Raw genomic sequence first — 24,951 nt, forward strand, 5'->3', positions numbered from 1 at the left:
AGTCATCTAATTTATCAGCTATTTCCTTTTGTTTGTTGCGAAAAAAGTGTCCGTAACTTCACAATCCCTAATGTATATCTCCTTCATACGAAACGATTCGAATGGGCATTAATTCCAGATATTACTCCATCAGATTTAGAATCAAGAATTGTGATTCTGCGAAAAGAGGATAAGGCTATAGTTTTACAAGAACACTTATAATGTGATTTTTTAGGTCTTTGTAATTAAATTACATTTATTTATGATATTCACTCATGAATTCATGGTATTATATTGAAGGGAACGATCAAAAGCTTTGGCATTAGTAATTATTAATGTTTTTAATCTATACGAGTGCCACCTCATGTCAAAGTCAGAATAATTTTTATAGGAGATAACATATGTTTAAGTTTAAAAAGAATTTTTTAGTTGGATTAACGGCAGCTTTAATGAGTATTAGCTTGTTTTCGGCAACCGCCTCTGCAGCTAGTACAGACTACTGGCAAAATTGGACCGATGGGGGCGGAACAGTAAACGCGGTCAATGGGTCTGGCGGGAATTACAGTGTTAATTGGTCTAATACCGGAAATTTCGTTGTTGGTAAAGGTTGGACTAAAGGTTCGCCATCTAGAACAATAAATTATAATGCCGGAGTTTGGGCGCCGAATGGCAATGGATATTTGGCTTTATATGGTTGGACGAGATCACCGCTCATAGAATATTATGTAGTGGATTCATGGGGTACTTATAGACCTACTGGAACGTATAAGGGTACTGTATACAGTGATGGGGGTACATATGACATATATACAACTAAACGTTATAACGCACCTTCCATTGAGGGCCAACATTCTACTTTTACGCAATATTGGAGTGTTCGCCGGTCTAAGAGACCAACTGGAAACAACGCTAAAATCACTTTCAGCAATCATGTTAAAGCATGGAAGAGTCATGGAATGAATCTGGGTAGTATTTGGTCTTACCAAGTCTTAGCGACAGAGGGATATCAAAGTAGTGGAAGTTCTAACGTAACAGTGTGGTAAAAGATCATCTTTAATCAGGGGTAGCGGCTGTTGATCGTTCCTTGAGACATTTTATAATCATTGTTAATGTGAGTGACTAAGAAGCGACGGTCTTTTAGTTGGGATTCCAATGTATTCCTCGGAGTGGGGAAAACGATTGTTTAGGCCTTAATAGGAAAACACTGGATTAAAGGGAAAGCAAGGTTATAGAATTTGAACCAGTATAAATTTTAAAGCAGGCATATGCCTGCTTTATTTTAATGCGCTATTAATGATTTTTGCATGTATTCCATCTGATTTGTACCCTGCAAGTATTCCTCAGTTGCTTCATTCGTAAAGTGAGGAATTCCTTTTATTTCGGCTAATTTTTCTGTAAAATTTTCAACCGAAGAGCAAATTGATAAATACAAAGAACGAGCAAGAAGTACAGAATACGATCATTGGAAGGATTGAATTATATTTAGACTTTTCTGTTGTGAAGGCACGAGCTTTTACAACAAATATAAAAGGGTTCAATCGAGGATTCCGTCAAATAAAAATAACTCCAGGATAGCGGTCGAGGGTTCGAATTAACGAAAAAAAAAGACAATAGTGAAATCTCTTTTTTGTCATCAATCTCATGGATAGACCATGTTAAAAAAGCAAAAAATCTTAATAACCACTTTGGTAAACTTCGGAATTCGTTTGAAAAGCTTACTCCATAATTCTTAAAAAACAATGAAGTTTTATGTAATTGGTGTAAAGAGATACAATGAAAACAAGCTTTCATAAATCGTGATAAGCTTCCACTTTATCGAGGGCATAGTGCAACCCCGTGAGGGTCAAGTCCTCTCGGCCGCATACCAATAATACCGAGGGTTTAATTACCTTTAGTATTATTTTTTTGCAGAAAATACGGCAATAAATGTACCGTGTGGTGGAATCTGCAAGTATATTTGGCACTAAAAAAGTGCTGACCTCTGCACAAAACCGTTGTGCGAGTCTGCACTTTTATTCTGCAAGATACACTGCCGGTTATCATCGATTAGTTGTTTAATCCGTTCTTAGGTGTACTGATATTTGGTTTTTAGAAGCTTTTTTTAAGTGGCTAAAACCAACAAATTTTTTGCTTTCTTCATCCCACAGGCGGAACTTTAATGATTTAAGACTTGTTGCCAGTGTAATGGTCGGAACGTTTTGCAATGGTTTAATGTTGTTATGCACTTCTTCAAGCTTATAGTTTGGGACTCTCGGGCTTAAATGATGAACATGATGGAAACCGATATTGCCTGTTAGCCATTGCATGACTTTTGGAAGCTTATAAAAAGAGCTTCCTTCAACTGCTGCTTTTACATATTCCCAATGCTCATCTTCTTCAAAATAAGAATCCTCAAACGTATGCTGAATATAAAACATCCAAATTCCGAGAGATCCCGATATCATAAAAATTGGCGCCTGAACCAGCAGGAAGTTTTGCCAGCCAATAGCCCAGCATAAAAGTGCTGTCAAAGCGACGATTCCCACGTTCGTTACATACGTATTCATCCGTTCTTTGAGTTTTGCCCCTTTACGATTAAAACGATTGGTAATCCCGAAGACGTAAATCGGCCCAATCACAAACATAACAAACGGATTTCTGTACAAACGGTACATTATTTTTGTCTTAGTTGAGGCTTCCTTATATTCTTCAACGGTCAGTACCCAAATATCGCCTGTACCGCGTTTGTCCAAGTTGCTGCTTGTCGCATGGTGGACAGAATGGTCGCGTCTCCAGTGATCAAAAGAATGCAAAGTCAGAATTCCTGTAATTGTTCCAAGGATTCGATTCGCCATTTTGTTTTTAAAAAAGGAGTAGTGGCAGCAATCATGAAAGATGATGAAGGTTCTCACTAAAAAACCTGCCGCAACGATAGAAATAGCTAATGTAAGGAAATAAGAAATCGACAAGCTCTTATATGCCAAACACCATAACAGGAAAAATGGTGCCAATGTGTTAATGATTTGAGAAATACTTTTTTGTAAATCGGAGTTTTCATAAGGTGTAACCAGTTTTCTCAAAGTCTTTAGGTTTTGGTCATTCATTTTTTTAAGTTTCCCCTTCCCTGATGAGTTTCTAAGTGTACGTTTTATTGCCTTTGAAGTCCCAGTGTCATACATCATATAAGTATCGTTCTTAGCCCACTTTATTGGAAACTCGAAACTGATTTGCAGAGTTGGCCGGGATACAAAAGGCGTATGAAAATTATACCCGGCTCTTTATCGGGCAAAACTCTCTCCCTGTTTCCCTATGGGAATTGTTCTTTTTAGACCGTGAACATTGATTGTTTGAGGAACAGACATCATGAACAAGAAACAGCAGAGCTTTTTAAAGAAAATCAATTTTAGCAAAGAAAAAGGTTTGAAGACACTCGCGATTCATTTTCACGGGGTTTTCAAACCTATTAGACCTCTTAGACATGTTATATATTTGATGCAGAAGAATTGACGCCTACCGCTTCTGCACTGCTATCCACACGTTTAAGAAAAAATGCCATGAATAAAACGATAATATGATTTGCAATTATTTCCGTTTCCTGTTATGATAAAGAAGAATTATTTTTGTTCGGTGTAAAGGATAGTATGAATATTGACTTTTCGTCTTGATGATACTTTGGGCAAGGATAGTAATACAATGTGCGGTAACGCACTAGGAGGCAACAAAAATGGAACAAGGTACAGTTAAATGGTTTAATGCAGAAAAAGGTTTTGGATTTATCGAACGTGAAAATGGAGACGATGTATTCGTACACTTTTCTGCAATCCAAAGTGACGGATTCAAATCATTAGACGAAGGTCAAAAAGTAACATTTGACGTTGAGCAAGGTCCTCGCGGAGCTCAAGCTGCTAACGTTCAAAAAACTGCTTAATCTTCAATCGTTTATACAAACAGGCTCTATATATAGGGCCTGTTTTTTTATGTTCTCTGTATAATGCTTAATAAAAAACCCTACTCAACGTTCGAGTAGGGAGGTGGTAAAAGGTAATAGAAAAAGATTTAACGCTTCAAAGGTTGTTTACAGTATAACATAATCGATTGACAAAATGCGGAATTTATATAAATTTTTTATTTTTCTTTTCAATTACAACTACTACTTTTTCTTTCTTTTGGTTACATCTCCTTCATGCAAAGTTCAACAGTATTTTTCCATTCAAACCCGGTTGTTCATAATGCTTCAACGCATCATAGAAGTCTTCAAAATCATATACTTTTTCTGGAGCATTGATGACCATTCTTCCGCTCTCAACGAGCTTAATCACCTGCGAGAAGCGATTGCGGTATTCAGAAACGGAATGTCTCTCGTTCCAAAGTCTTAAGGCGAATAATTGTGGTGACACATGGTATACATTGTGTAACTTTCGCCAATCGTTTGGTATACCTGACAACAGACCATAACTGACAAACGTTCCTTCAGGTTTTAACGTCCTCGCCAGCAGTTCGCCGCTTTCTCCTCCAATAGAGTCAATTGCATGGTCAACCCCGATGTCGCAAGCATCAGAAATCTGTTCATATATAGAACCGTTGGAAGCGTCGATGACTCTCCATGCCCCAAGTTTTTGAAGTTTTTCTATCTTGCGGCTGTTTCTTGTAATGACAATTAAACGGAATCCTAGTATAGTAGAAATTTGCGCAAACAAACCTGCAATAGATGTACCTCCGCCATTCATTAACACAATTTCATTCGGCTGAACACGCAATGATTCCGTACAAATTAGCCAGGCTGTTAATGGATTAATATACAGTTGACTGGCGTCGTGATCACTTATTGATGGAGGCAGCTCTATTGCATAATCAGCTTTGGTGGTTACATATTGTTGCCAAGTTCCCTCTCCTCTTACAGGGAGGACCCTTTTTCCAATCAATGATGGTGATACATCTTTGCCCTGATCTATGACAATTCCCACACCATCATATCCTGCAACAGCCGGCAGCTTAATTCTATGAGAATAGGCCCCTCTAATTGGAAGCAAATCTGATGGATTAATTGGACTGGCAATCATTTTAACAAGAATTTCATTTGGCTGAAGGGGAAGCTTTTCTCCGGTATATAGCTGTAATTTTTGAAGCGGATCACCAAATTCCTTATATATTAATGAAACATTATTCATGATTTGTTATTGGCTCCTTAGTTTAATACTTCTATAAATAAACTTGCACTCTTTTGAGATTATGTCAATATTGTCTTTGTTTTTAGCTCCTAGTGTAAGTGCAGCTTCTACTACAGCGCAGACACAACAAAGAAATATCACCCAGACTGTTAGCTATCCATCTGTAGGACAACTGTCTCAAAAAGAAATTCATATTATGGCGCTCATGATAATCCTAAACATCAATTATGCCAAAAAGGCGAAAAACGGTTTTTATAAAGTAGCAAACTACATTGAAAAAGTTCAACATTCAAGAAAAATGAATTGCTGCATTTATAAAAGCCGGACTTCCACCTGATGTTGTCGATTTAGTACCTATTACTTAAAGTCGCAGTCTAACTTGTCCGTAATTTCTTATAATTGTTTTATAAACAGCACAACCATATAATAGAACGAAAAAAGGATGGCGTATCATGCCGATCAATTCTTTTGAAAACTATCCGATGAGCTGGAAGCCATCGATTGATAAAACTGAAAAGCCCATTTATAAAGCACTTGCAAGGCAATTGGAGCAGGATATAGTAAACGGAGTTTTATTGCCTGGAACAAAACTTCCTCCTCAGCGGGAACTGGCTGATTATTTGGATTTAAATTTGAGTACCATTTCAAAGGCGTTTAAAATGTGTGAGTTAAAGGGCCTGTTAAGTGCAACTGTTGGGAGCGGCACATTTGTATCGTATGATGCGTTATCGAATGCGTATTTACTTGAGGATACAAAGCCAAAGCTCATTGAAATGGGCGCAACACTGCCGGATCATGCTTCTTACGAGCCGCTCATGCTCCATTTGAGCAGCATGCTGCAAGAGACAGATTATGAAAAATGGTTTGGTTATGGCCGGGCGGGCGAAAGCCTTTGGCAAAAGGATGCAGCTGTAAAGCTAATTCGAAGAGGCGGTTTTGAAACAACCGTTGAGCACATTTTATTTGCAAATGGGGGACAAAATGCGATCGCTGCCGCATTGGCGGGTCTTTGTAAGCCTGGAGACCGCATTGGTGTTGATCATCATACATATCCCGGATTAAAAACTGTTGCATCAATGCTAAGTGTGCAAATTGTACCGATAAAATCCGAGAACGGTGAAATGAAGCCGGAGTCACTTGAATATGCTTATAAAAATGAAAACATTACAGGCATTTATTTGATCCCGGATTACCATAACCCGACAGCTTCCTTTATGTCTGTAGAGAATCGAAAGGTCATTGCAGAAATTGCAAAAAAGTATAATTTGTTTATTATTGAAGATGCATCGTACCATCTTCTTGGCAAAAATCCACTTCCAGCCCTTGCATCATTCGCGCCGGAACAGGTGATCCATATCGCAAGTTTATCTAAATCATTGGCACCGGGGCTGCGACTGGCGTATGTTGCAGTGCCGTATCAATTTAAGGAGCCGGTTTCGAGGGCGCTTTATAATTTAAATATAACGGTTTCCCCGCTATTAGCAGAACTTGCTGCGCGCACGATTGTATCAAATCAATTTGAAGTCTTAATTGAGGGGCATCGTGAACAAACGATTTGCAGAAACCAAATCGCAAATCGATATTTTGCTGACTATACGTGTTTAGGTGGTGAAACAGGCATCTTTCGGTGGTTGTTGTTACCGGGTGGGATTACAGGTGCTGAATTTGAAAAATTAGCTGCTGAACATGGAGTGCAAGTGTATGCGGCTGAACGCTTCGTAGTTGGGAATAGTTGTCCGGAAAGGGCGGTAAGGGTTTCTGTATGTGCACCAGAAACGCTCGAAGAGCTTGAAAAAGGATTAATAATCCTTAGGCGCTTGCTAAACGATCTTGCCTAATTATTGTCCGCCATACAATTTCAATATTGTATGGTTTTTTTGCGCGTGTTATGATGATTCAAATCTAGTTGGAGGTTGATCAAGGAAGGCAGGTTAGATCATGCTGCACAAAGAAAGTGTAAAATCGTTAGACGTTCAATCAGCTTCATTAAAAAGCTACATTGATTCCCCAGAAAAACAAAAAACGTTATACAAGCGTACATTATTTGTTGTAAGTGTTTCACAAATTTTTGGCGGTGCAGGGCTGGCGGCAGGAATTACTGTCGGTGCCCTTATTGCTCAGCAAATGCTCGGAACGGATGCTTACGCAGGGGTCCCGACAGCTTTATTTACTTTAGCAGCGGGGGCAGCCTTATTTGTAGGCAGACTTTCTCAACGCTATGGTCGTCGTGCAGGCCTTTCAGCCGGTTTTGTGATTGGCGGTCTTGGAGCAATAGGAGTTATCATTGCAGCAATCATAAATAGTATTTTCTTGTTATTTGCTTCATTGCTTATTTACGGTGCTGGAACAGCGACAAATTTACAAGCTCGTTATGCGGGTACGGACTTGGCAAATCGTAAGCAGCGGGCGACTGCTGTCAGTGTGACGATGGTTATGACAACATTTGGCGCGGTTGCGGGTCCGAATTTAGTGAATGTGATGGGGGATTTCGCCCATTCTATCGGTGTTCCGTCATTAGCGGGCCCTTTCATTTTAGCCGCGGCGGCATATATCTTAGCAGGTGTTGTCCTATTCATCATGCTTCGTCCAGATCCATTAGTTATCGCAAGAACAATCGAATCGAGCAAGCAAGAGCCAAGTGATAAAGGACATTTGACAACAACTGAACACACAGAAAACAAAAGAGGCGTAATCGTTGGTGCGGCAGTTATGGTTCTTACCCAAATTGTAATGGTCGCTATTATGACAATGACACCGGTTCATATGAGACATCATGGACATGACTTGGGTGCTGTCGGTCTTGTTATTGGCTTTCATATAGGTGCCATGTATCTCCCTTCACTTGTTACAGGGGTTCTTGTTGATAAGTTGGGACGTACTGCAATGGCAATTGCATCTGGAACTACGCTGCTTCTGGCAGGCTTAATAGCAGCATTTGCACCGGGAGATTCTATGGTTCTTATCGTAATTGCTCTTTCTTTGCTGGGATTAGGGTGGAATTTTGGTTTGATAAGCGGGACTGCACTGATAGTTGATTCAACTGAAACGGCCACACGGGCGAAAACACAAGGTACGGTGGATGTTCTGATTGCGTTGTCAGGAGCTGCCGGCGGAGCATTGTCCGGAATGGTTGTGGCAGGCTCAAGTTATCTAACATTATCACTTACTGGAGGAATTTTATCCTTATTACTCATTCCTGTGGTGGCATGGTCTCGTGAAGGTAAAAGATAAGCCGGATGCATTCAATTCGGGAGTCCAAGACAAATGGCTGACATGTGGTATGGCATGTACAGCATTAGAGATCGAGTTGAATAACGGAAGATCAACATTGGGTGTTTATTTCCGTTTGCACCCAACGTGTACATGAAATGATGCAAATGAGCATAATGCACAGCAATGCCTGAAATGGAAATATGGCTACGCTTTACAGAGGGAAACCTCGTGAAGATTTAAATCCCCTCGGCTGCATCATAGGAATACCAAGGGTTTTGATGACCATATTAGTTTTTGTTAAATCAACAAAAATATGTTTTTGTGTCTAAAGGTGTCCATTAACTTAAAGTAAACATCTAATTTGTAAGTATTTTTTATTAATTCCCAAGTGTTCCTTTATGGTTGTGATTTTCTCTTTGAATTGTTAATAAAAGCACGTAAATAATCATATAGTATTTGTTTTGTTTAAAGCGGTACTCGTTGAACATTTAAATTTTTTGACTTGAAATTTCTTTGACGAAGGGGTGTTCTTTATAGTAATAGCTTTTAGTGCAGGCAGGTCGTTTGAAATTTTATACAAAACGCCAGAAATAAAAATGAAAGGAAAATCTTAAAGCAGGCAATATGCCTGCTTTAATTCAATCTGTTACATAATCTTTATAGACAATGTATTCTTTGCCGATTTTTTTCTTTCGATTACTATCTTTGTACCACTGTACATAGTCCTTTTCATACCATATACCTTTAACTTTTTTCATATATATAATTTTTGTGTAGTAAGCCATAGTAGGTGAAACACCAGCAAAATAGGAAACTAAGCCACTGCCAGCAGCTATAGCAGTTCCGGTAATAGAAGCCAAAACAGCTGCTACAGCTCCTGTATAAATTTGAGCTATTTTAGTACTCCCGTATTGGGTATGGCTATATTTCCATCCCCCTTTACCGACGCCTACACCGCTTCCCTCGGGAATCTTTGTAATACTAAATGAACCGCTGGTTGAAGTTTGATAATTATTTTGAACAATAGATTGAGTTATTACTTTTGAGCCTTGTAATCCTTCAGAATTTTTTGAGGTAATTTTAATATCTCCAGTCGTTTTGTTATAAACAGCTGTATAAGTTTCTCCTGTTTCATCAGTTACTGTTGCTGTGCGTGTAGCAACAGTATCAATAATAAATGTTCCTTTGGTGTGCATTTCTTCCTGAATTTGCTCCTTTGCATTGGCAAAAGATATAGGAAATGCTAGAGTTAATGATGAAGCTACAAGTAGAGATTTTGCTAAAACTTTCAAAATAAGATCCTCCATTCATTTAGAAATATTATACAATGCAAGTATATCATAAATTTCTATAAAAAGGAGAATTAATACTAATTATGCCATTGGAAAATTTGTTGAGTCCTCTATTGTTGTTGTTGTTATGTATAATATGCTTAATAAAATCTTTTACGTACCGTAAAGAGAATAAAAATAAGGTTATGATTTTTTTTGCTGTACTTGGAGTAGCCAGTCTAATCACATTTATTTATAAAATAGTTTCTTTATAATTTGATATCATTTATATAGTAAATAAATTGAAAAATTTTCTGATTTTAAAATAAAAATAATCCATTTTCAGATAAAGGTGAGGTGTCAAAGAAAACTATGATATTGGGAGGCTAAAGCAGGCATATTCCTGCTTTTTTTAATATTAATCTTACAGTGACATAATGAATGTGATCAATCGGGATAGTTAATATAGCAGTCAGTAGTGTGAAAGAGACTATTCCCTACAAAATTTTATTCCTCATTTAAAATAACTCCCTAATTTGAATATTATTAAAGATTAGAAGGAATGCCAGTAGTTAAGAAGTGAACGCTTTTAACTTTATAGTGGCGAACCGGAATGTGTTATTAAGCGCCCCAATACTTTTCCAGCAAACGGCATAAAAAAATGAAGAACAAGCCCTCCTAAACAAACGGTTAATAAAGTTCCGATGCCAATCGGTCCTTTTAAGATGACGGCCGCTGTCAAGAAGACGAGGTAAATGATGGTTCTCGAAACAAATATGTTGGTTCTCGTTAATTCTTTTATGATGAATGTGAATCGGTCAATTGGCATCGGAGCAAAATTTGTGTATAAGTATGTCGCGGTTCCTAAACCTGTAACAACCAAGCCGATTCCAAAACAAATCACTTTGCTCCACCATTGTTCTGGTGTGATAAAAAAGTGCAGGAAAAAAAGCCACATATCAATGCCGATCCCCGTTATAAACGCCGTTAGCATCCCTGAAACTTCCGGTCTTTGGCTTTTTAAAAAAGAATTGCAGCCTATGAATAGCAAAGCAATGATGACTTCCCAACTTCCCACAGTAAGCCCCACATGTATGGACAGTCCCACCAAAAGTGCGTCAAAAGGCGAAGCGCCAAGATCTGATTGAATCGTAAAAGCAATCCCAAGGGTTAAGATTAAAATTCCTAATACATAAAAAACATATTTCACTTAACTCGCCCTCTTTATTTTTATTGCAAATACAACAAAATTTCGGTATATTTAATGTACGCCATTTATGTTGTATTTGCAACAAAAACATGTTCGAAAGGAGTTTATGATGAAGGATATTCTTCGTGAAATTGGGATGATTGCCCGGGCTTTGGATTCTATAAGCAATATCGAATTTAAAGAACATGACCTGACAAAAGGGCAATATTTGTACCTTGTCCGAATATGCGAAAACCCGGGAATCATTCAGGAGAAGTTAGCTGAAATGATTAAAGTGGACCGGACCACCGCAGCCCGCGCTATAAAAAAACTTGAAATGAAAGGCTTTATTGAACGGAGAGATGATGAATATAACAAAAAAATAAAAAAACTCTTTCCGAAGGAAAAGGGGAATGAGGTATTTCCTTTTATAAAAAGAGAAAATGATCATTCGAATTGTGTGGCATTAGAGGGGTTTTCCGAGGGGGAAGCGGAGACCATCTTCAATCTTCTTCAAAGAGTAAGAAAAAATGTAGAAAAAGACTGGGAGTTTGTGAAAAAGGGGAACAAGAGAAATTATTGACGGCATAAAGGAGCGGCAGATTGAAATGACAGTAAATATAAAAAGGTGCACCCTTGAAGACTTACAAAAGCTTCAAGAAATTGGTTGTGAAACTTTTAATGAGACATTTAAGCATCAGAACTCGCCGGAAAATATGAAGGCCTATTTGGAAAAGGCGTTTCACTTAACACAATTAGAAAAAGAACTATCCAACAAAGCTTCGCAATTCTTTTTTGTCTATTGTAACAATGAAATCGCTGGATATTTAAAGGTCAATACTGATGAGGCCCAAACTGAAAAAATGGGTGATGAATCACTTGAAATTGAGAGAATTTATATCAAGAACGAGTTTCAAAAACATGGGCTTGGCAAATATCTGTTCAATAAAGCTATGGAAATTGCGAAGGAACTGAATAAAAAGAAAATCTGGCTGGGCGTATGGGAAAAAAACGAAAACGCAATTGTTTTTTATAAGAAAATGGGGTTTGTTCAAACCGGTGCTCACTCTTTTTATATGGGATATGAAGAACAAACGGACTTGATCATGACCAAAACACTCCTATAACTTTTTTGAAAGGAGGATGACGATGTATATTCCAAAATATTTTAAAGTCGAAAATGTTGATGAAATTTTGGATTTTGTCCAAAAAAACTCTTTTGGCACGATTGTTACGACAGAACAAGGGAAGCCAATCGCTACTCATTTGCCTTTGGGATTCAATAAAAAAGGTGATGATTACTATATCACCGGCCATGTCTCTTTTGGAAATCCGCAGTGGAGAACTTTTGAAACCTGTCAAGATGTGCTTGTTATGTTTCAGGGGCCGCACGCATACATTTCTTCTTCCTGGTATGGGCATGAGGATGTTCCAACATGGAATTATCAAGCCGTCCATATATACGGTCAAGCAAGCATTCTAGAGAGAGATGAATTAATAGAAGAATTAACAATTATGATGGGAAAATACGAAAAACACCGAGAAAATCCAATTTTATGGGATAACCTTTCTCCTCAACTTTTAGAAAGACAACTGAAAGCGATTGTCGGGTTTAAGATTAAGGTGGAAGACATTCAGGCTGCATATAAATTAAGTCAAAACCGAAATGATACAGACTACATGAACATCATTGATCAATTGCAAAATGAAGGAGATCCCCATGCGGAGCAATTGGCGGCAGTGATGAAAAAGAGGCTGGAAAATTAAATATAAATCCACCTTCAACCCCATGCAGGAGTTAAAGGTCGGAATCAGAGCCGTCATTTATGCAGCATCTTAAAGATCGAGCGGGAAATAAAAAGGCAGGCCGAATGGTTAGGCCGAATCATCTTTGTCGAAGACTTAATGGGGTCGCAGCCCGCGAAAGTTCAAGTCTCTCGGCCGCATCATAGGAATACCAAGGGTTATGACCCCTTGGTATTTATTTATGGAGGGTTACCGACTCCATTAATTTGTTGTTGTCCCGTTTATGAAATTATTGATTTAAAATAGGGATTTCACTAAGCAATTTCTTCAAATGAATAGAGTCCCACGGCAAATGTTCGGTTATACCTAATCCAACTACATCCGTTTCGGAAGAGAGTTCTTTCAGAAGATGAAGCAGGTGCGGCATTTGCATTGTTCCCTCAGGAGAAAAAGTTACAGGTGCTTCAGGATTGGCGAATAATAAAGAACGAAATGCCTTCGGATCAAGCACGTCTAAATCAAGGTGTATGGCCAGATACTTGATGTTGCTTTCTTTTATCCATTCTTTTATAGATTCGGTACTGGTCATTAACTTTTTAGTTCCGGCTGTTCTAATCCCAAGTCTTTTAATCACATCAGTGTCTGGTTCTGTGAAAGCTATACCTTGTCTTTGAAGTTCTTTTGATATCACTTTTGTTTCTTCTTCTGTGGGAGCTGCTAATCCAGCAATAAAGACATTTTCAGGTTTAAGGGGAATGTTCACATGTTTTGCGAACTCTTCATCTCCTTCTCCCAAAAGATTTCCGAGCGGTAATGTATGACCGTTATCATATCCGGCATATCTAACTAAATCGCTGTGAGCATCAATCCAAATTAAACCTAAGTCCCCGCCGTATCTTTCGTTTAAATAAGCAAATGGTGCTTGTTCGACTAAGCAGTCACCGCCAAACATGACAATGCGATCCGGCTTATGGGCATGAATGATATGCTGAGCAGCCTCCAATTGTTCCAGCAGTTGTTTTCTCCCGTTTATTCCGTTTTCGTTTTCAAGCGGAGTTCCATCATAAGTTTGAACCGGAACATGAATAAGGGGCTGATCATTTTCAGGAGCCAGCCAAGCAAGCAGTTCCGCTCCAAAAGAGTAGTTGGGATTGTTTCCCCCTTGCCATTGCGGCATCAACAGACGTATCGTTTTTTTAGCCATGTTATCGTCTCCTTTACTTCAAATTACGGTTAGTATAAAATGAACGCAAACAAAAAAACAGTACGCACTTTATTGATAGGTACTATCCGAAAGGGAAGTGTTAATATGAGTATGGCTGAATATAAAGGCAAAGTTAAAAATATTCAAGATACACCTTTTGGCTACACATTGTCCGTGATCGGCGGCAAATGGAAAATGGTTATTATTTACCTCCTCGCGGAAAATCAACCGGTTCGCTTTAATGAGCTGAAAAGACAAATAGGGGCTATTACTTATAAAACATTGAGTTCACAACTTAAAGAATTGGAAGCGGATGGTCTGGTGAAGCGGAAAGAGTACCCTCAAGTTCCCCCAAAGGTCGAGTACAGTCTCACTGGTAAAGCGGAATCACTATTGCCGGTTTTAGAGGGGTTATGTGAATGGGGGGTGAAAAACCAATAAAGTTAAGGATTCATTCATCTTGGAGAGAGAAGAATCAAATGCTTCGTTCTATTGCCGACAATCCTTTTGCCTGGCCGGGAATGTCCATAAACATTAGGGCCTTTATTTGTTATTCACCAGTTGCGAAACGGGGTGCTTGCAAAATAGATCCAACCACTGGCACATGAATGTTCCAAGTCTAAAAGGGTTACCTTAATCCAATGTAATGATCGGTATTTGCAGCAGCCGCTCAAAAAACGTGATTGAACTTTTGAACCTAGAAAAACTGTTATGGTATATTTAAATATAACGTAAAATTTGAAATGAGGAATGGCATGAATAAAATCGAAAAACATAAGAAATTTAAAGCGAAAATGATTTTCAAAGTTATAATGGTCATGATCGGAGGAATCATAGCGGCCTATGGATTGGAAACAGTGCTGATTCCTAACAATGTATCTGATGGCGGAGTGACAGGACTCAGCATTGTTGGTTCACAACTATTTGACTTGCCGCTTGGTATACTTATCGCAGCTTTAAACATCCCGTTTGTCTGGCTGGGATATAAGCAAATCGGGAAAAGCTTTGCGTTATTATCGATTATCGGAATCGCATCACTTGCAGCAGGTACAAGTTTTATGCACCACACTCCGGCTATAATCGAAGGGGACACCTTGTTAGTCACTGTTGTGGGAGGGATCATCCTTGGTTTTGGAATGGGGCTGGCGCTGCGTAATGGCGGAGCATTGGACGGAATTGATATGCTTGCTGTGCTGTTATCGCGCAAATTGCCATTTGGAACGAGCGATCTCATTCTATTCTTTAACCTTTTTGTGTTTATTTTTGTTTCCGCTGTATTTGGCTTGCAAGGGGCATTGCTATCAGTCATCGCCTACTATATTGCGTCCAAAGTCATTCATGTTGTCGAGGAAGGATTAAGCGGTTCTAAAACCTTTCAAATTATTACAACAGAACCTGAGTTGATGGTGGAGACAATTCGCGATCAATTGGGCCGAAGTGCTACATATAAAGAAGCTTACGGTGGTTTTTCCCACGAAAAGTTTAAAGAAATTACATGTGTCATCAATCGCTTAGAAGACACCAAATTAAAGGAAATCATTAATGAAGTTGATAAAAATGCTTTTGTCACTGTATATGACGTAGCTGAAGTCAAAGGCAGTAATTTTAGAAAACCTAATATTCATTAATCAGGGATTTCCTAAGAAAAAACATACCAAAGCTTGTTGGTATGTTTTTTTATATCATGTCGGTTTCCGAACAATTTGCTAATGCTGGACAGGCATGTGCCAGGGCAAAGTTATAAGGTTCCTACTCATTTTTTAAGAGTACTTTTTTACCGGTCTTTGCCGACTTCCGAATGGCGTCTAACAACCGGTGCAGTTTGACAGCGTCATGAAAGTTTGGGATTTGATTTTTATGTTCAAATATATCTTCCGCTAAAATAGTATAAGCAGTTTCAACATAGCCTCTTGCACCATGATCCTTTACTGGGGAAATTTTTACTTCTTCAGAATAAACATCTTCAGCATTTAACAAATTATGAGGATGTGTAATCTTTTTGACTTTGAGATTGCCAAATTGTACGTGTCCTGAGGAATTATGCTGTGTTAAACGCAAAACACCTTTTTCCCCTCTAATCTCTAATTGAAAAGCTGGATAAACTCCGCCCTGAATATGGACAGAGGCTGAAGCGCCATTAACGAGCGTCCCCTGGATTAAAATTTGGTCAGCTGTGTTTTTTGGTATTTTCATCCCTGTTTCTTGTATAACGGCTTCTGTATAATGACTGTTCATTGCAGCTGATAATTCTTTAAAATCACCCAGGATATGACAAAGAACATCAAGCGAGTGACCACCGTTGATTGTAAGAAGGTTCGCCCCATTTTCTCTTTTTAAAAGGTAACTGCTTTTTTCATCTGTTATTCCTCCCTTTCCTTGTGTTGCTACCTGCATCGTGCAGGAGATGACCTTGCCGATCTCCCCCTGTTTGATTGCCCGCTTTAAATAATTGACTTCTGGAGATTGCCTTCCCTGTAATCCAATCGCATGATGAATGTTTGCGTCATCTGCCAATTTTGCCAGTTTTTCAGCCTGCACAGTATCTTTGCCTAAAGGCCATTCACAATATATATGTTTATTTTCTTCTATGGCTGCAAGCGAAGCTTCATAATGGAAAGGAACCTTTATACTGACGACTACCAAATCAACATCTTTTGATTGTGCTAATTCCTTATAATCTGTAAAAGCAGAGGCAGCCTTAAGCATCATAGCGCTTTTTTTTGCGGTTTCCATTTTTGATGTTCCAATCGCCGTTATTTCATAAAAAGGATTTTCCTTCAATACCGGAATATGTGTTTGACTAGCCCATTGATTATTCAAAGATCCGCCTATAATCCCTGCTTTTATCACGTTGTTCTTCATTAGCTATCCCTCCAAAACTCTTTAAACCGAGTATAATTAAAATTAGAGATCATTTTAAATGTTAAGTTATGATGGTTATATCACTTTTTTTGATGGGGGTTGAAATATGAATGGATATTGAAAACATGAAAGCTTTTGTTTCAGTGGCGGAATTAAAAAGCATATCTGCTGCTGCAATTAAATTGAATCACCTTCAATCCAATATGACTGCGAAAATAAAAAAAATCGAAACTCATTATCATCAACAACTGTTTATCAGAAATTCAAAAGGAGTCAAACTAACGAAAGGGGGAGAAAAATTATATCATCAATACAAGAAAATCTTGTTCGTTTGGGAAGAAACCGAAAACATCATGAAAAAACACGATGAAAAACTCCGTATTGGCACGATGATATCTGTTGGTGGAACTCAATTCTCAAGTGCTTTAAATAAGCTTTATCATACATATCCTGATTTATCGGTAACATTAAAAACAGGTTCAACAGAATATATTGAAAATCAAGTTCTCCTTGGAAAAATCGATGTTGCTTATACGATTGGATCGCTAAACAATAAAAAGATAAGTTATCAAAAAGTGGGATATGAAGAATTGGTTATCATAGGCCAAGGTATAGATCAATATACGAGATTTGATGATTATATAAACGGAAAAAACGTACTTGTATTATCAGACAAGTGCTTGTATCTAACATTATTATGTCATATTTTTGAAGATTCGAACATCCAACAGGGGGAAATCATTGAAGTGGGCGATCCAGAATCCTTAGTGCAATTTGCATTGATGGGTATGGGAATTTCCTTAGTATCAAAGCGCATAGCAGATCGCTACAATATCCATCATTATTTAGAAGTTCCATCACCTTATAGATACGTCGATTTATATTTCATTACAAGACTAAATCATAAATTTACACCTATAGAGAAACAGTTTATTGAATTAAATAACTCCCTGAGCGACATCATTGAAGGAATGTAAGGTTGATAAAAAAGTTATGCTCTCTTAAAACCAATACAAAAAGGTGTACCCTTGTGCGTGAAAGATATATCAATGAACGGGATTCATTTCTTTTGGGAACTTGGTTAGGTAATATCCCTGATCTAAATTAGAGATGACTCATTTTGAAGCTTTAAGTGCTAAGCCTTTACAAGAAACATAACGCGCTTTCATTCAAGTGCCTTCAACAAAGCTATATTATACACATTTTCAATTGGCATGACGTAACAGACCACTTCAAAACAGGGAACTTTGGCATCGATTTTTTCCACACTTATTAAGAAATTGGAGAAGGGCGGCTTCTAAGCCCTTTGCCGCCCTAAAATCCGAATATCCTTTATTGTTTTTAGCAAGTTTCTTTTGAGAAATAGGAGTTTAAAACATCATAAACAATCGGCAAAGAAGTAAATCCGTCAGTTTCTAAAAAGTGCCCCCCGTGTTGAACTTCGTAAAGCTTAGCGTCAATTTGTTGCGCCAGATCTTTGCTCCATGCAAATGGCACAATTTGATCGTCTCTAGAGGCAATGACAGCACGATGCTTAGCTGACTCAATGATGTTTTGAAAATCAAACGATTCCTCGGTAAATTCATCTAACATCTTTAAATCGGGCAGTGACTTGGCAAAGCCGGAAACGAGCAAGATTCCGCCAAGTGGTTGACGCAATTGCGTTTGTTCCAAAAACCTCAAAACGGCGGCGCACCCCAGGCTGTGTGCAACCAGATAAGTATGTTTATTTAATGTGTGCTTATTTAAAAAGAGCGTATCAAGCCAATCTTTAAGCCTTGGCTGGTGAGGATTAGGCATGTCTAAAATTTCTGCGTGTATTCCGTCTGCAAGCAGACGTTTTTTCAGCCAAGGAAACCAGTGGTTGGTTGAGGAGGCTCTGTAGCCATGAATGATATAAATTTGTTTTGTCATCCTGTTCTCCTTACAAATAATTTTTATTCAGTATAAAATCCCTCCCGTCGGGAAACAAGTACGCACTTTTTAGTAAGTATTTTTTACTCATAAGGCAAACCTTCTCTTTGTCCCCATCTGCACATTTCATCTATGAGAGGGTATAAAGACAGTCCTCTGTCTGATAACGAATACTCTACTCTGAGGGGATTTTGAGAAATCTCCACCCGGTGAATCAGACCGTCAGTTTGCAACTCCTTCAGCTGGGAACTTAACATTTTATGGGTGATTAACGGCATAGCCCGTTTGAGCTCCCCGTATCTCATCGTTTTTTCACACGCCAGCTCATAGAGGATTCTCATTTTCCATTTACCACCTATAAGAGATAAGGTGTATTCAAATGGAGCTTGTTTGCTGCGGCATAAGGTATTCATGGTAATCAAACCTCCTTTTTTAAGATCATAACAAAAATCAATATTGAGCCTGGCTTCAACATAAATAGCAAAAGATTCACTTGTTTTCCTTATTTTGTTGAGGAGATGTGATATGATACAAAAAAAGGGAGCGGATTTCTTCTGAAAAAGGGCGGGAATACTTTTGCGCGAATTTGCACCTCAAGTTTTTCAAACGATAGGGATTATTGGTTTTATTTTAGCTTTTGTCCAGATTCCAATCGGCTGGTTTATCGGATTTTTCTTTTCCGGTTTGTTCTTCATGATGTTGAAATCAAACAATGAAAAATCGGGAACCTTCAATGTGATGGCTGGAGCCGCGTGTTTCTTGTATTCATTTCATTGTTTGTTTACGCAAGTGTTGTGACTGAATGGAGAACCAATATAAAAGCAGGAGGATGTCACTTTTATAAATAACGAGTTTTAAATATGGAGCGTGATGAAATGAAAGAAAACAGCCTTTTCCATTTTGAACCCACAAATCTATTTTTTTGTCTATTTTCTTCTGTGTATTTGGAAATCAAAAATGGGTGATTTATAATTGCGAAAGTTGAAACTATTGCTAGCCGCTAATTTGATTTCCACCGTAGGTACCGGTATCACTTCCTATTTAATTGTCTGGCTGCTGATTGATCAATTGAAACAATCCGTTTTATATGGGTTATTGACGATGACAACGATGATTTTAGTGTTTTTTGCTTCACCTTATTTAGGGAGTTTGGTGGATCGATATTCTCGAAAAGCGATATTTCTCTATTTAGAAATAATAGGAATAGTGGTCTTAGGCGTTTTTTCTGTTCTATTCAATATTTCCGCCGTGTTGGACATCACCCTTGTTGTGATACTGATTTTTTATCATACGGCTTACGATTCGATAAAGTATCCTGCTTTAGCCGCTTTAACTCAGGAAATGTTCAAAAAAGAGGACTATAGTAAGGTGAACAGCAGTCTTGAAGTTCAGGGGCAGGCGGCGCTGATGATTAGTTCGGGGCTGGCTGCCATGATGATCGGCAAGATGGATGCGACAGTCATTTTGGTCATAAACATCGCTACATTTATAGCAGCTTCCATCCTCATCTACAAACTTCCCTATCAACGAAATGCTGAAGCAGAAGAGCATTCCAATACAATGAAAAATGAATCTTACTGGCAAAACTTTAGCTCCTCACTCCAATATTTATCTCATCGAAAAGTTTTGTTTGCTCTTTTATTGACTTCTTTTATACCAAGCATCGTGATTATTGTCGCAAACTACTTGGATCCGGTTTTCATTTACGACTATTTAAACGAAGGTCCGTCAGTTATCGGCATTGCCAATATTGTTTACGCCATTGGAGCTATGGGCGCCGGTTTTGTCACATATCAAATATCAAAGAAATGGCCCGATATGCAAGGTGTTATATTGTTTATGACAGTATTTGCTCTAGCAACCATTGTGATCTTCCTCGTTCCGAATGCTGTGACATTTATAGTTGCAAGCCTCTTTTGGGGGCATTCAAATGCTGCGATCAGAGTATTTAGGAAAAGTTATATGTTCCATCATGTCGATAATGCATATATGGGACGTGTCAATTCGTTGTTTAATGCGGTAAAGCTGTTGGGACAAGTTGCTTTAATAGGCATCTTAACGATTACAGTAGTGCCGGCGGGTCAAACTGTTTACGGATACTTCGTTTTATTCATCATTGTAATTGCTGCTCTTTTAACAACAACTTATTTATTTAACAGAACTTATAACAAAGATAAAGAAAAGCGGGTATCTTTATAGAGTAGCTCCCCCCCGTAGAGGAGGCATAAAAAAGCATTGCTGTTTAAATACGATGCTTTTTTATGCCATAGGAGCCTCCCGTGATGATCTCAAGGCTTCATTCACCGCTAAGAATCGCAACCGGGCGCGCCCAGCCGGCAGACGCTTTTTCAACTTTTACCGGAAAAGCCATGACGTAAAATCCAGTGGAAGGCAATTGATCAAGGTTGGCGAGCTTTTCAATTTGGCAGTAAGGAATGGTGCTGCCTGAATAATGACCTTCCCAAATAATGGATGGGTCTTTTTCCTGTTCAAAGCGCTTGGCGGTCATGCTGAATGGAGCGTCCCAGCTCCAGGCGTCAGTTCCGACAAGGCGTACGCCGCGCTCCGTTAAAAATAGAGTGGCTTCACGCCCCATCCCGCAGCCGCTGTGCAGGTAATCGTTTTGTCCGTATTTGGCGCCAGCCGACGTATTCACAAGAACAATGTCGCCGGGCGCGAGTTTATGATTGATGCGGTGAAGCTCCTGTTCGATTTCTTCAGGGGTAATGATATGCCCGTCTTTCAAATGTCTGAAATCCAGTTTAACGCCAGGGCCATGAAACCAGTCAAGCGGCACTTCATCAATCGTCATCATCCGCTTGCCGTCGTCTGTAACAGAACGGTAATGATATGGAGCGTCGATATGCGTTCCGGCATGCGTGGACATCTTCACTTTTTCCAGCGACCAGCCTTCTCCCCCGGGAAGATCTTGCGAGGAAAGGCCGGGAAAGCTCTGGACCATCTGTTTAGCTCCTTGCTTATGATCCGCATATTCGATTTCAGGGACAAACCCCGGCGGATCAGACGGTATATCACCTCTTAACGATACCGACAAATCTACAATTTGATTGATTTTCATCTGTTTTCCCCTTTCTGCCTAAGCGGCTGACCATTGAAATTGTAGGCGATCAAGCTGTTATCTTTTTTATTTTACATGATGAGCCATACAAAAAGCCTGCAGAACATTTTGCAGGCGATTCGCATTTTTCTACACTTGCTGTGACTTAGGTTTCCTCAGCTTGTAAATCGCGATCAGCATGATAAACCAAACCGGCGTGACAAATAAGGCAACGCGGGTGTCCTGCGCCAGTGCAAGGACGATGAGGATAAACGTAAGAAAACCGAGAACCACATAATTTGAAAACGGGTAAAGCGGCATCTTGAATTTGTTTGTTTTCGCTAAATCCGGTCTTGTTTTGCGGTATTTCAAATGGCAAATGACGGTGATTCCCCAAATAAAGATGAAGCATATCGTCGAGATGCTTGTAATCAGCGTAAACACTTGTTCAGGCATGATATAGTTCAGCATGATGCCAATCAGAATTACGACCGCTGAGAAAAACAACGCATTGCTCGGCACTTTGCGGGAGGTCAGTTTGGTCATAGCGCCGGGCGCATTATGTTCTTTCGCAAGCGAGTATATCATCCGGCTCGTGCTGAAGACTGCGCTGTTGCTTGCCGAAGCCGCCGATGTCAGCACCACAAAATTGATGATGCTTGCAGCCGCAATGATGCCGACCGCTGCAAAGACTTGGACGAACGGACTCTCATTTGGGTTGATGACATTCCACGGATAGATGCTCATGATCACAAGGAGAGCACCGATATAAAACAGCAAAACACGGACGGGGATATTGTTGATCGCTTTAGGAATGACCTTTTCCGGATCTTTCGTTTCCCCCGCTGTCAGTCCCACAAGTTCGATGCCAACAAACGCAAAGACAACCATCTGGAATGAAAGGAGAAAACCGTGCAGTCCATTTGGAAACATGCCGCCGTGGCTCTAAAGGTTGTGAAAGGCGGCAGCGCCCGAATGGGTGGGAAATCCTTTGAAGATCATGAAAAGGCCGATCACGATCAGCGCCAAAATCGCAATAACTTTGATTAATGCGAACCAGAACTCCAATTCTCCAAAAAGCTTGACGGTCGCCAGGTTCATGATCAGCAAAATGAGCAGGGCGATCAATCCGGGCAGCCATTGCGGTACATCAGGCAGCCAGTATTGGGGATAAAGCCCGACCGCGGTTAAATCGGCCATCGCGAGCGAAATCCAGCAAAACCAGTATGTCCAACCCGTTATAAATGCCGCCATGTCGCCTAAGTAGTCCCTGACAAAGTCGACAAACGAATGGTATTCCAAATTGGATAAAAGCAGTTCTCCAAGAGAACGCATAATGAAAAAACAAATGATTCCCGTAATCAGATAAGCAAATAAAATCGACGGTCCTGCAAAATGGATTGATTTCCCCGAACCAAGAAACAGCCCCGTTCCGATCGCTCCGCCGATGGCGATGAGCTGAATATGCCTGTTTTTCAGGCCTCTCGATAATTTTTGTTCGTGTATATCGTTGTCAGTTACATCTTCTGTCACTTTATGTATGCCTCCATTTTTATTTTTTAGGCCCGATCCCCGCATGTTTTAAAATCTATAATAACATTAAAATTTGAAGTAACAGATAAGATTCGCCTGATGCGTTTGTAAAGAGGTGGTTTGCGTGGAAGTAGACTGATCCTTCTTTTTGTAACCAGATCTTTATAGAATGGTCGTTGTTCATTAATCATATTTGGTTCGGAATAAGAAGCGGGAATGAATCCGTCCGTAAGTATTGTCATACCCGCTGCAAAATACATATCCGTCTGTTTGGACAGCGTGCTGAGGCAACTCCTTGAAATTGTTGAAGCCATTGTCATCGACTCGCGATTTCAGCAGAGACATCATTCAAAAGTATGCCGCAAAAGATGACAGAATTATTCCGGCTTTCCAGAAAAACGGGAGGCTCGAGCCAAGCAACAAATCGTACTTGGCCTGTTTTTAATGGGGAAGGTTTTGTCATTGAGGGCTTGATATGCCAAGCTGCTGCGCACGTCCGCTTTCGTGATACAATATAGGTATTTCAGAGAGCATGATGTATTAGGAGGAACGAAAGCTGAACAAAAGGAAATCTCAACGCAGTCAATCGGTTTTTTCGGCAATGCTGATCGTAATCGCGGTGTATGTTCTGTATACCTTGTTTGAAAATTTAATTCTTGATCCGCAATCAACATCTTTTCTCAGCCATAAATCTCACCTGAGGGACTCCTTTCATCTCCCGGTCTGGCTGAAGGTGATGTATGTTCACGTTGTTGCCGCTTGTTTGGCGATGGCTTCGGGCGCTGTCAACTTCTCCAGCGCCTTGTTGACCAAAAGCCGCAAGATTCACCGTTTTAACGGCTGGCTCTACGTCGTTTGCGTGCTGATTGTGACGCTGTCGTCAGGCTATATGGCACCGCATTCTACCGGAGGGAAGGCCGTCAGCATAGCCTTTAACATGGTGAATATGTATTGGCCTGCCGCCACGGTTATTTCCGTCATCAAAGCCCGGCGTAATCAGTTTATCAAGCACCGGAATTGGATGATTCGCAGCTATCTATTCTGTTTTACCAATATGTTCATTCACTTGATCACTTTCGTGTGTCATAAAGGACTCGGCCTGATATATGACATCAGCTACACGATAGGCGTTTTCGGAGCGATTGTGCTTTGCATCGCGTTGGCCGAATGGATCATTCGGTTCGCCTTTAAAAAGCCGGCGCAAATTTTTTATACAAATCACAGGGGCTTTTAAGCCCCTGCTCTTTTTCCTGAGGATTCCATATAGATCAAGGAGGCGAGTATTCTCATTGAATACGGGAAAGGAGTGTGAAGCAGTTTTGCTTTTGCTTGGGCTGTTTGATTCAGCTCATAGAGTAATAGAAAAAGTGATCTGGCTCACAGTTTTCATCACGCACCTCCTGTAAAGTAAATGATAGTTTTTTGCCGGCGAAAATAAAGAAAAACAGGGATGTGTCAACCGATGAAAAGAACTGATCTGCCTCTAGTGTATTCGTGCTCCGGATGTTCCTCGGCCGCGCAAACGGCCAATATGATTGCCATTAAAATGGATCGGGAGAAAACGGCCGAAATGTCGTGCATTGCCGGAGTCGGCGGCGATGTGAAACCGCTTGTCAAAACAGCAAAATCCGGGCGGGATATCATTGCGATTGACGGCTGTCCTTTATGCTGTGTCAAGAGCTGTTTAGCTAAGCATGATGTTCAGCCGAAGCATCATTTTGTATTATCGGATTTTAACGTGCCGAAGAAAAAAGGAGCAGATCCCGACCCTGTCCTTTATATGAATGCGTATGAACAAATTTTGCAGCTCTTAAAATGCTAAGCCTTTTGGGAAT

General features: G+C 39.6%; 23 protein-coding genes and 1 pseudogene. 14 read left to right on the forward strand and 10 right to left on the reverse strand.

Annotation, left to right across the window (positions count from 1 at the left end):
- Positions 1–380 precede the first annotated feature (380 nt).
- Positions 381–1,022, forward strand: coding sequence for a glycoside hydrolase family 11 protein (locus MHH76_RS03110; RefSeq protein WP_023857845.1), 642 nt, complete (start codon positions 381–383; stop codon positions 1,020–1,022).
- 1,011 nt (positions 1,023–2,033) lie between these two features.
- Here the strand turns inward: MHH76_RS03110 and MHH76_RS03115 are convergent.
- A complete protein-coding gene (locus MHH76_RS03115) occupies positions 2,034–3,062 on the reverse strand; it encodes a fatty acid desaturase (RefSeq protein WP_043054087.1) in 1,029 nt (342 codons plus the stop codon).
- 620 nt (positions 3,063–3,682) lie between these two features.
- On the opposite strand from MHH76_RS03115, the gene cspC reads away from it, so the two are divergent.
- The gene (cspC, locus tag MHH76_RS03120; protein WP_003179166.1) at positions 3,683–3,886 is read left to right on the forward strand and encodes a cold shock protein CspC; all 204 of its coding nucleotides are present in this window, start codon (positions 3,683–3,685) and stop codon (positions 3,884–3,886) included.
- Positions 3,887–4,139: 253 nt separating this feature from the next.
- Here the strand turns inward: cspC and MHH76_RS03125 are convergent, their stop codons facing one another.
- Positions 4,140–5,126: a zinc-dependent alcohol dehydrogenase family protein gene (locus tag MHH76_RS03125; RefSeq protein WP_035337134.1), complete on the reverse strand. Its 987-nt coding sequence runs from the start codon at positions 5,124–5,126 to the stop codon at positions 4,140–4,142.
- A 452-nt stretch (positions 5,127–5,578) separates the two neighbouring features.
- Between MHH76_RS03125 and MHH76_RS03130 the strand changes: the two genes are divergently transcribed.
- Both MHH76_RS03130 and MHH76_RS03135 read left to right on the forward strand, forming a co-directional pair.
- Positions 5,579–6,964 (forward strand): PLP-dependent aminotransferase family protein, encoded by a 1,386-nt coding sequence (locus MHH76_RS03130; protein WP_035337132.1) that lies wholly within the window; start codon positions 5,579–5,581, stop codon positions 6,962–6,964.
- A 97-nt stretch (positions 6,965–7,061) separates the two neighbouring features.
- On the forward strand, positions 7,062–8,357 hold the full coding sequence (locus tag MHH76_RS03135) for an MFS transporter (RefSeq protein ID WP_339224558.1): 1,296 nt from the start codon (positions 7,062–7,064) through the stop codon (positions 8,355–8,357).
- Positions 8,358–8,977: 620 nt separating this feature from the next.
- Here MHH76_RS03135 and MHH76_RS03140 read toward each other — a convergent pair.
- A complete protein-coding gene (locus tag MHH76_RS03140) occupies positions 8,978–9,631 on the reverse strand; it encodes a hypothetical protein (RefSeq protein ID WP_035337128.1) in 654 nt (217 codons plus the stop codon).
- A gap of 574 nt (positions 9,632–10,205) precedes the next feature.
- The gene (locus MHH76_RS03145) at positions 10,206–10,820 is read right to left on the reverse strand and encodes a YitT family protein (protein ID WP_035337126.1); all 615 of its coding nucleotides are present in this window, start codon (positions 10,818–10,820) and stop codon (positions 10,206–10,208) included.
- A gap of 109 nt (positions 10,821–10,929) precedes the next feature.
- Here MHH76_RS03145 and MHH76_RS03150 point away from each other — a divergent pair, with 109 nt between their 5' ends.
- From MHH76_RS03150 to MHH76_RS03160, 3 genes are read left to right on the forward strand one after another with little or no spacing between them, the layout of a single operon-like run.
- Positions 10,930–11,382: a MarR family transcriptional regulator gene (locus MHH76_RS03150; RefSeq protein WP_035337124.1), complete on the forward strand. Its 453-nt coding sequence runs from the start codon at positions 10,930–10,932 to the stop codon at positions 11,380–11,382.
- A 25-nt stretch (positions 11,383–11,407) separates the two neighbouring features.
- Entirely contained in the window at positions 11,408–11,926 is a 519-nt protein-coding gene (locus tag MHH76_RS03155; protein WP_020450286.1) for a GNAT family N-acetyltransferase, read from the forward strand.
- A 22-nt stretch (positions 11,927–11,948) separates the two neighbouring features.
- Positions 11,949–12,566 carry an FMN-binding negative transcriptional regulator gene (locus tag MHH76_RS03160; RefSeq protein WP_035337122.1) on the forward strand — a complete coding sequence of 206 codons (618 nt, stop codon included), beginning with the start codon at positions 11,949–11,951 and terminating at the stop codon, positions 12,564–12,566.
- Between the two features lie 268 nt (positions 12,567–12,834).
- On the opposite strand, the gene MHH76_RS03165 is transcribed toward MHH76_RS03160, so the two are convergent.
- Positions 12,835–13,749: an arginase family protein gene (locus MHH76_RS03165; protein WP_035337120.1), complete on the reverse strand. Its 915-nt coding sequence runs from the start codon at positions 13,747–13,749 to the stop codon at positions 12,835–12,837.
- Between the two features lie 105 nt (positions 13,750–13,854).
- On the opposite strand from MHH76_RS03165, the gene MHH76_RS03170 reads away from it, so the two are divergent.
- Complete coding sequence (locus tag MHH76_RS03170) at positions 13,855–14,190, forward strand: helix-turn-helix domain-containing protein (RefSeq protein ID WP_020450289.1); 336 nt, start codon at positions 13,855–13,857, stop codon at positions 14,188–14,190.
- Between the two features lie 314 nt (positions 14,191–14,504).
- Complete coding sequence (locus MHH76_RS03175) at positions 14,505–15,377, forward strand: YitT family protein (RefSeq protein ID WP_025810048.1); 873 nt, start codon at positions 14,505–14,507, stop codon at positions 15,375–15,377.
- A gap of 121 nt (positions 15,378–15,498) precedes the next feature.
- On the opposite strand, the gene MHH76_RS03180 is transcribed toward MHH76_RS03175, so the two are convergent.
- Positions 15,499–16,611 (reverse strand): Gfo/Idh/MocA family oxidoreductase, encoded by a 1,113-nt coding sequence (locus MHH76_RS03180; RefSeq protein ID WP_023857829.1) that lies wholly within the window; start codon positions 16,609–16,611, stop codon positions 15,499–15,501.
- Positions 16,612–16,721: 110 nt separating this feature from the next.
- Between MHH76_RS03180 and MHH76_RS03185 the strand changes: the two genes are divergently transcribed.
- A complete protein-coding gene (locus tag MHH76_RS03185; RefSeq protein ID WP_023857828.1) occupies positions 16,722–17,588 on the forward strand; it encodes a LysR family transcriptional regulator in 867 nt (288 codons plus the stop codon).
- 364 nt (positions 17,589–17,952) lie between these two features.
- Here the strand turns inward: MHH76_RS03185 and MHH76_RS03190 are convergent, their stop codons facing one another.
- Both MHH76_RS03190 and MHH76_RS03195 read right to left on the reverse strand, forming a co-directional pair.
- A complete protein-coding gene (locus MHH76_RS03190) occupies positions 17,953–18,525 on the reverse strand; it encodes an alpha/beta hydrolase (protein WP_023857827.1) in 573 nt (190 codons plus the stop codon).
- Positions 18,526–18,608: 83 nt separating this feature from the next.
- Positions 18,609–18,938, reverse strand: coding sequence for a winged helix-turn-helix transcriptional regulator (locus MHH76_RS03195; protein WP_023857826.1), 330 nt, complete (start codon positions 18,936–18,938; stop codon positions 18,609–18,611).
- 163 nt (positions 18,939–19,101) lie between these two features.
- Between MHH76_RS03195 and MHH76_RS03200 the strand changes: the two genes are divergently transcribed.
- Complete coding sequence (locus MHH76_RS03200) at positions 19,102–19,323, forward strand: hypothetical protein (RefSeq protein WP_020450299.1); 222 nt, start codon at positions 19,102–19,104, stop codon at positions 19,321–19,323.
- Positions 19,324–19,497: 174 nt separating this feature from the next.
- Positions 19,498–20,724, forward strand: a complete 1,227-nt coding sequence (locus tag MHH76_RS03205) for an MFS transporter (protein WP_023857824.1) — start codon at positions 19,498–19,500, stop codon at positions 20,722–20,724.
- Between the two features lie 97 nt (positions 20,725–20,821).
- On the opposite strand, the gene MHH76_RS03210 is transcribed toward MHH76_RS03205, so the two are convergent.
- The gene (locus MHH76_RS03210; RefSeq protein WP_020450301.1) at positions 20,822–21,604 is read right to left on the reverse strand and encodes a cyclase family protein; all 783 of its coding nucleotides are present in this window, start codon (positions 21,602–21,604) and stop codon (positions 20,822–20,824) included.
- Between the two features lie 129 nt (positions 21,605–21,733).
- Positions 21,734–23,116, reverse strand: a pseudogene (locus tag MHH76_RS03215) (amino acid permease).
- A gap of 601 nt (positions 23,117–23,717) precedes the next feature.
- Here MHH76_RS03215 and MHH76_RS03220 point away from each other — a divergent pair.
- A complete protein-coding gene (locus tag MHH76_RS03220; RefSeq protein WP_020450305.1) occupies positions 23,718–24,350 on the forward strand; it encodes a DUF2306 domain-containing protein in 633 nt (210 codons plus the stop codon).
- A gap of 228 nt (positions 24,351–24,578) precedes the next feature.
- Complete coding sequence (locus tag MHH76_RS03225; protein ID WP_020450306.1) at positions 24,579–24,938, forward strand: putative zinc-binding protein; 360 nt, start codon at positions 24,579–24,581, stop codon at positions 24,936–24,938.
- The last annotated feature ends 13 nt before the right edge of the window (positions 24,939–24,951 follow it).

The organism is Bacillus sp. FSL L8-0193, from assembly GCF_037976065.1.
GTDB lineage: Bacteria > Bacillota > Bacilli > Bacillales > Bacillaceae > Bacillus > Bacillus paralicheniformis.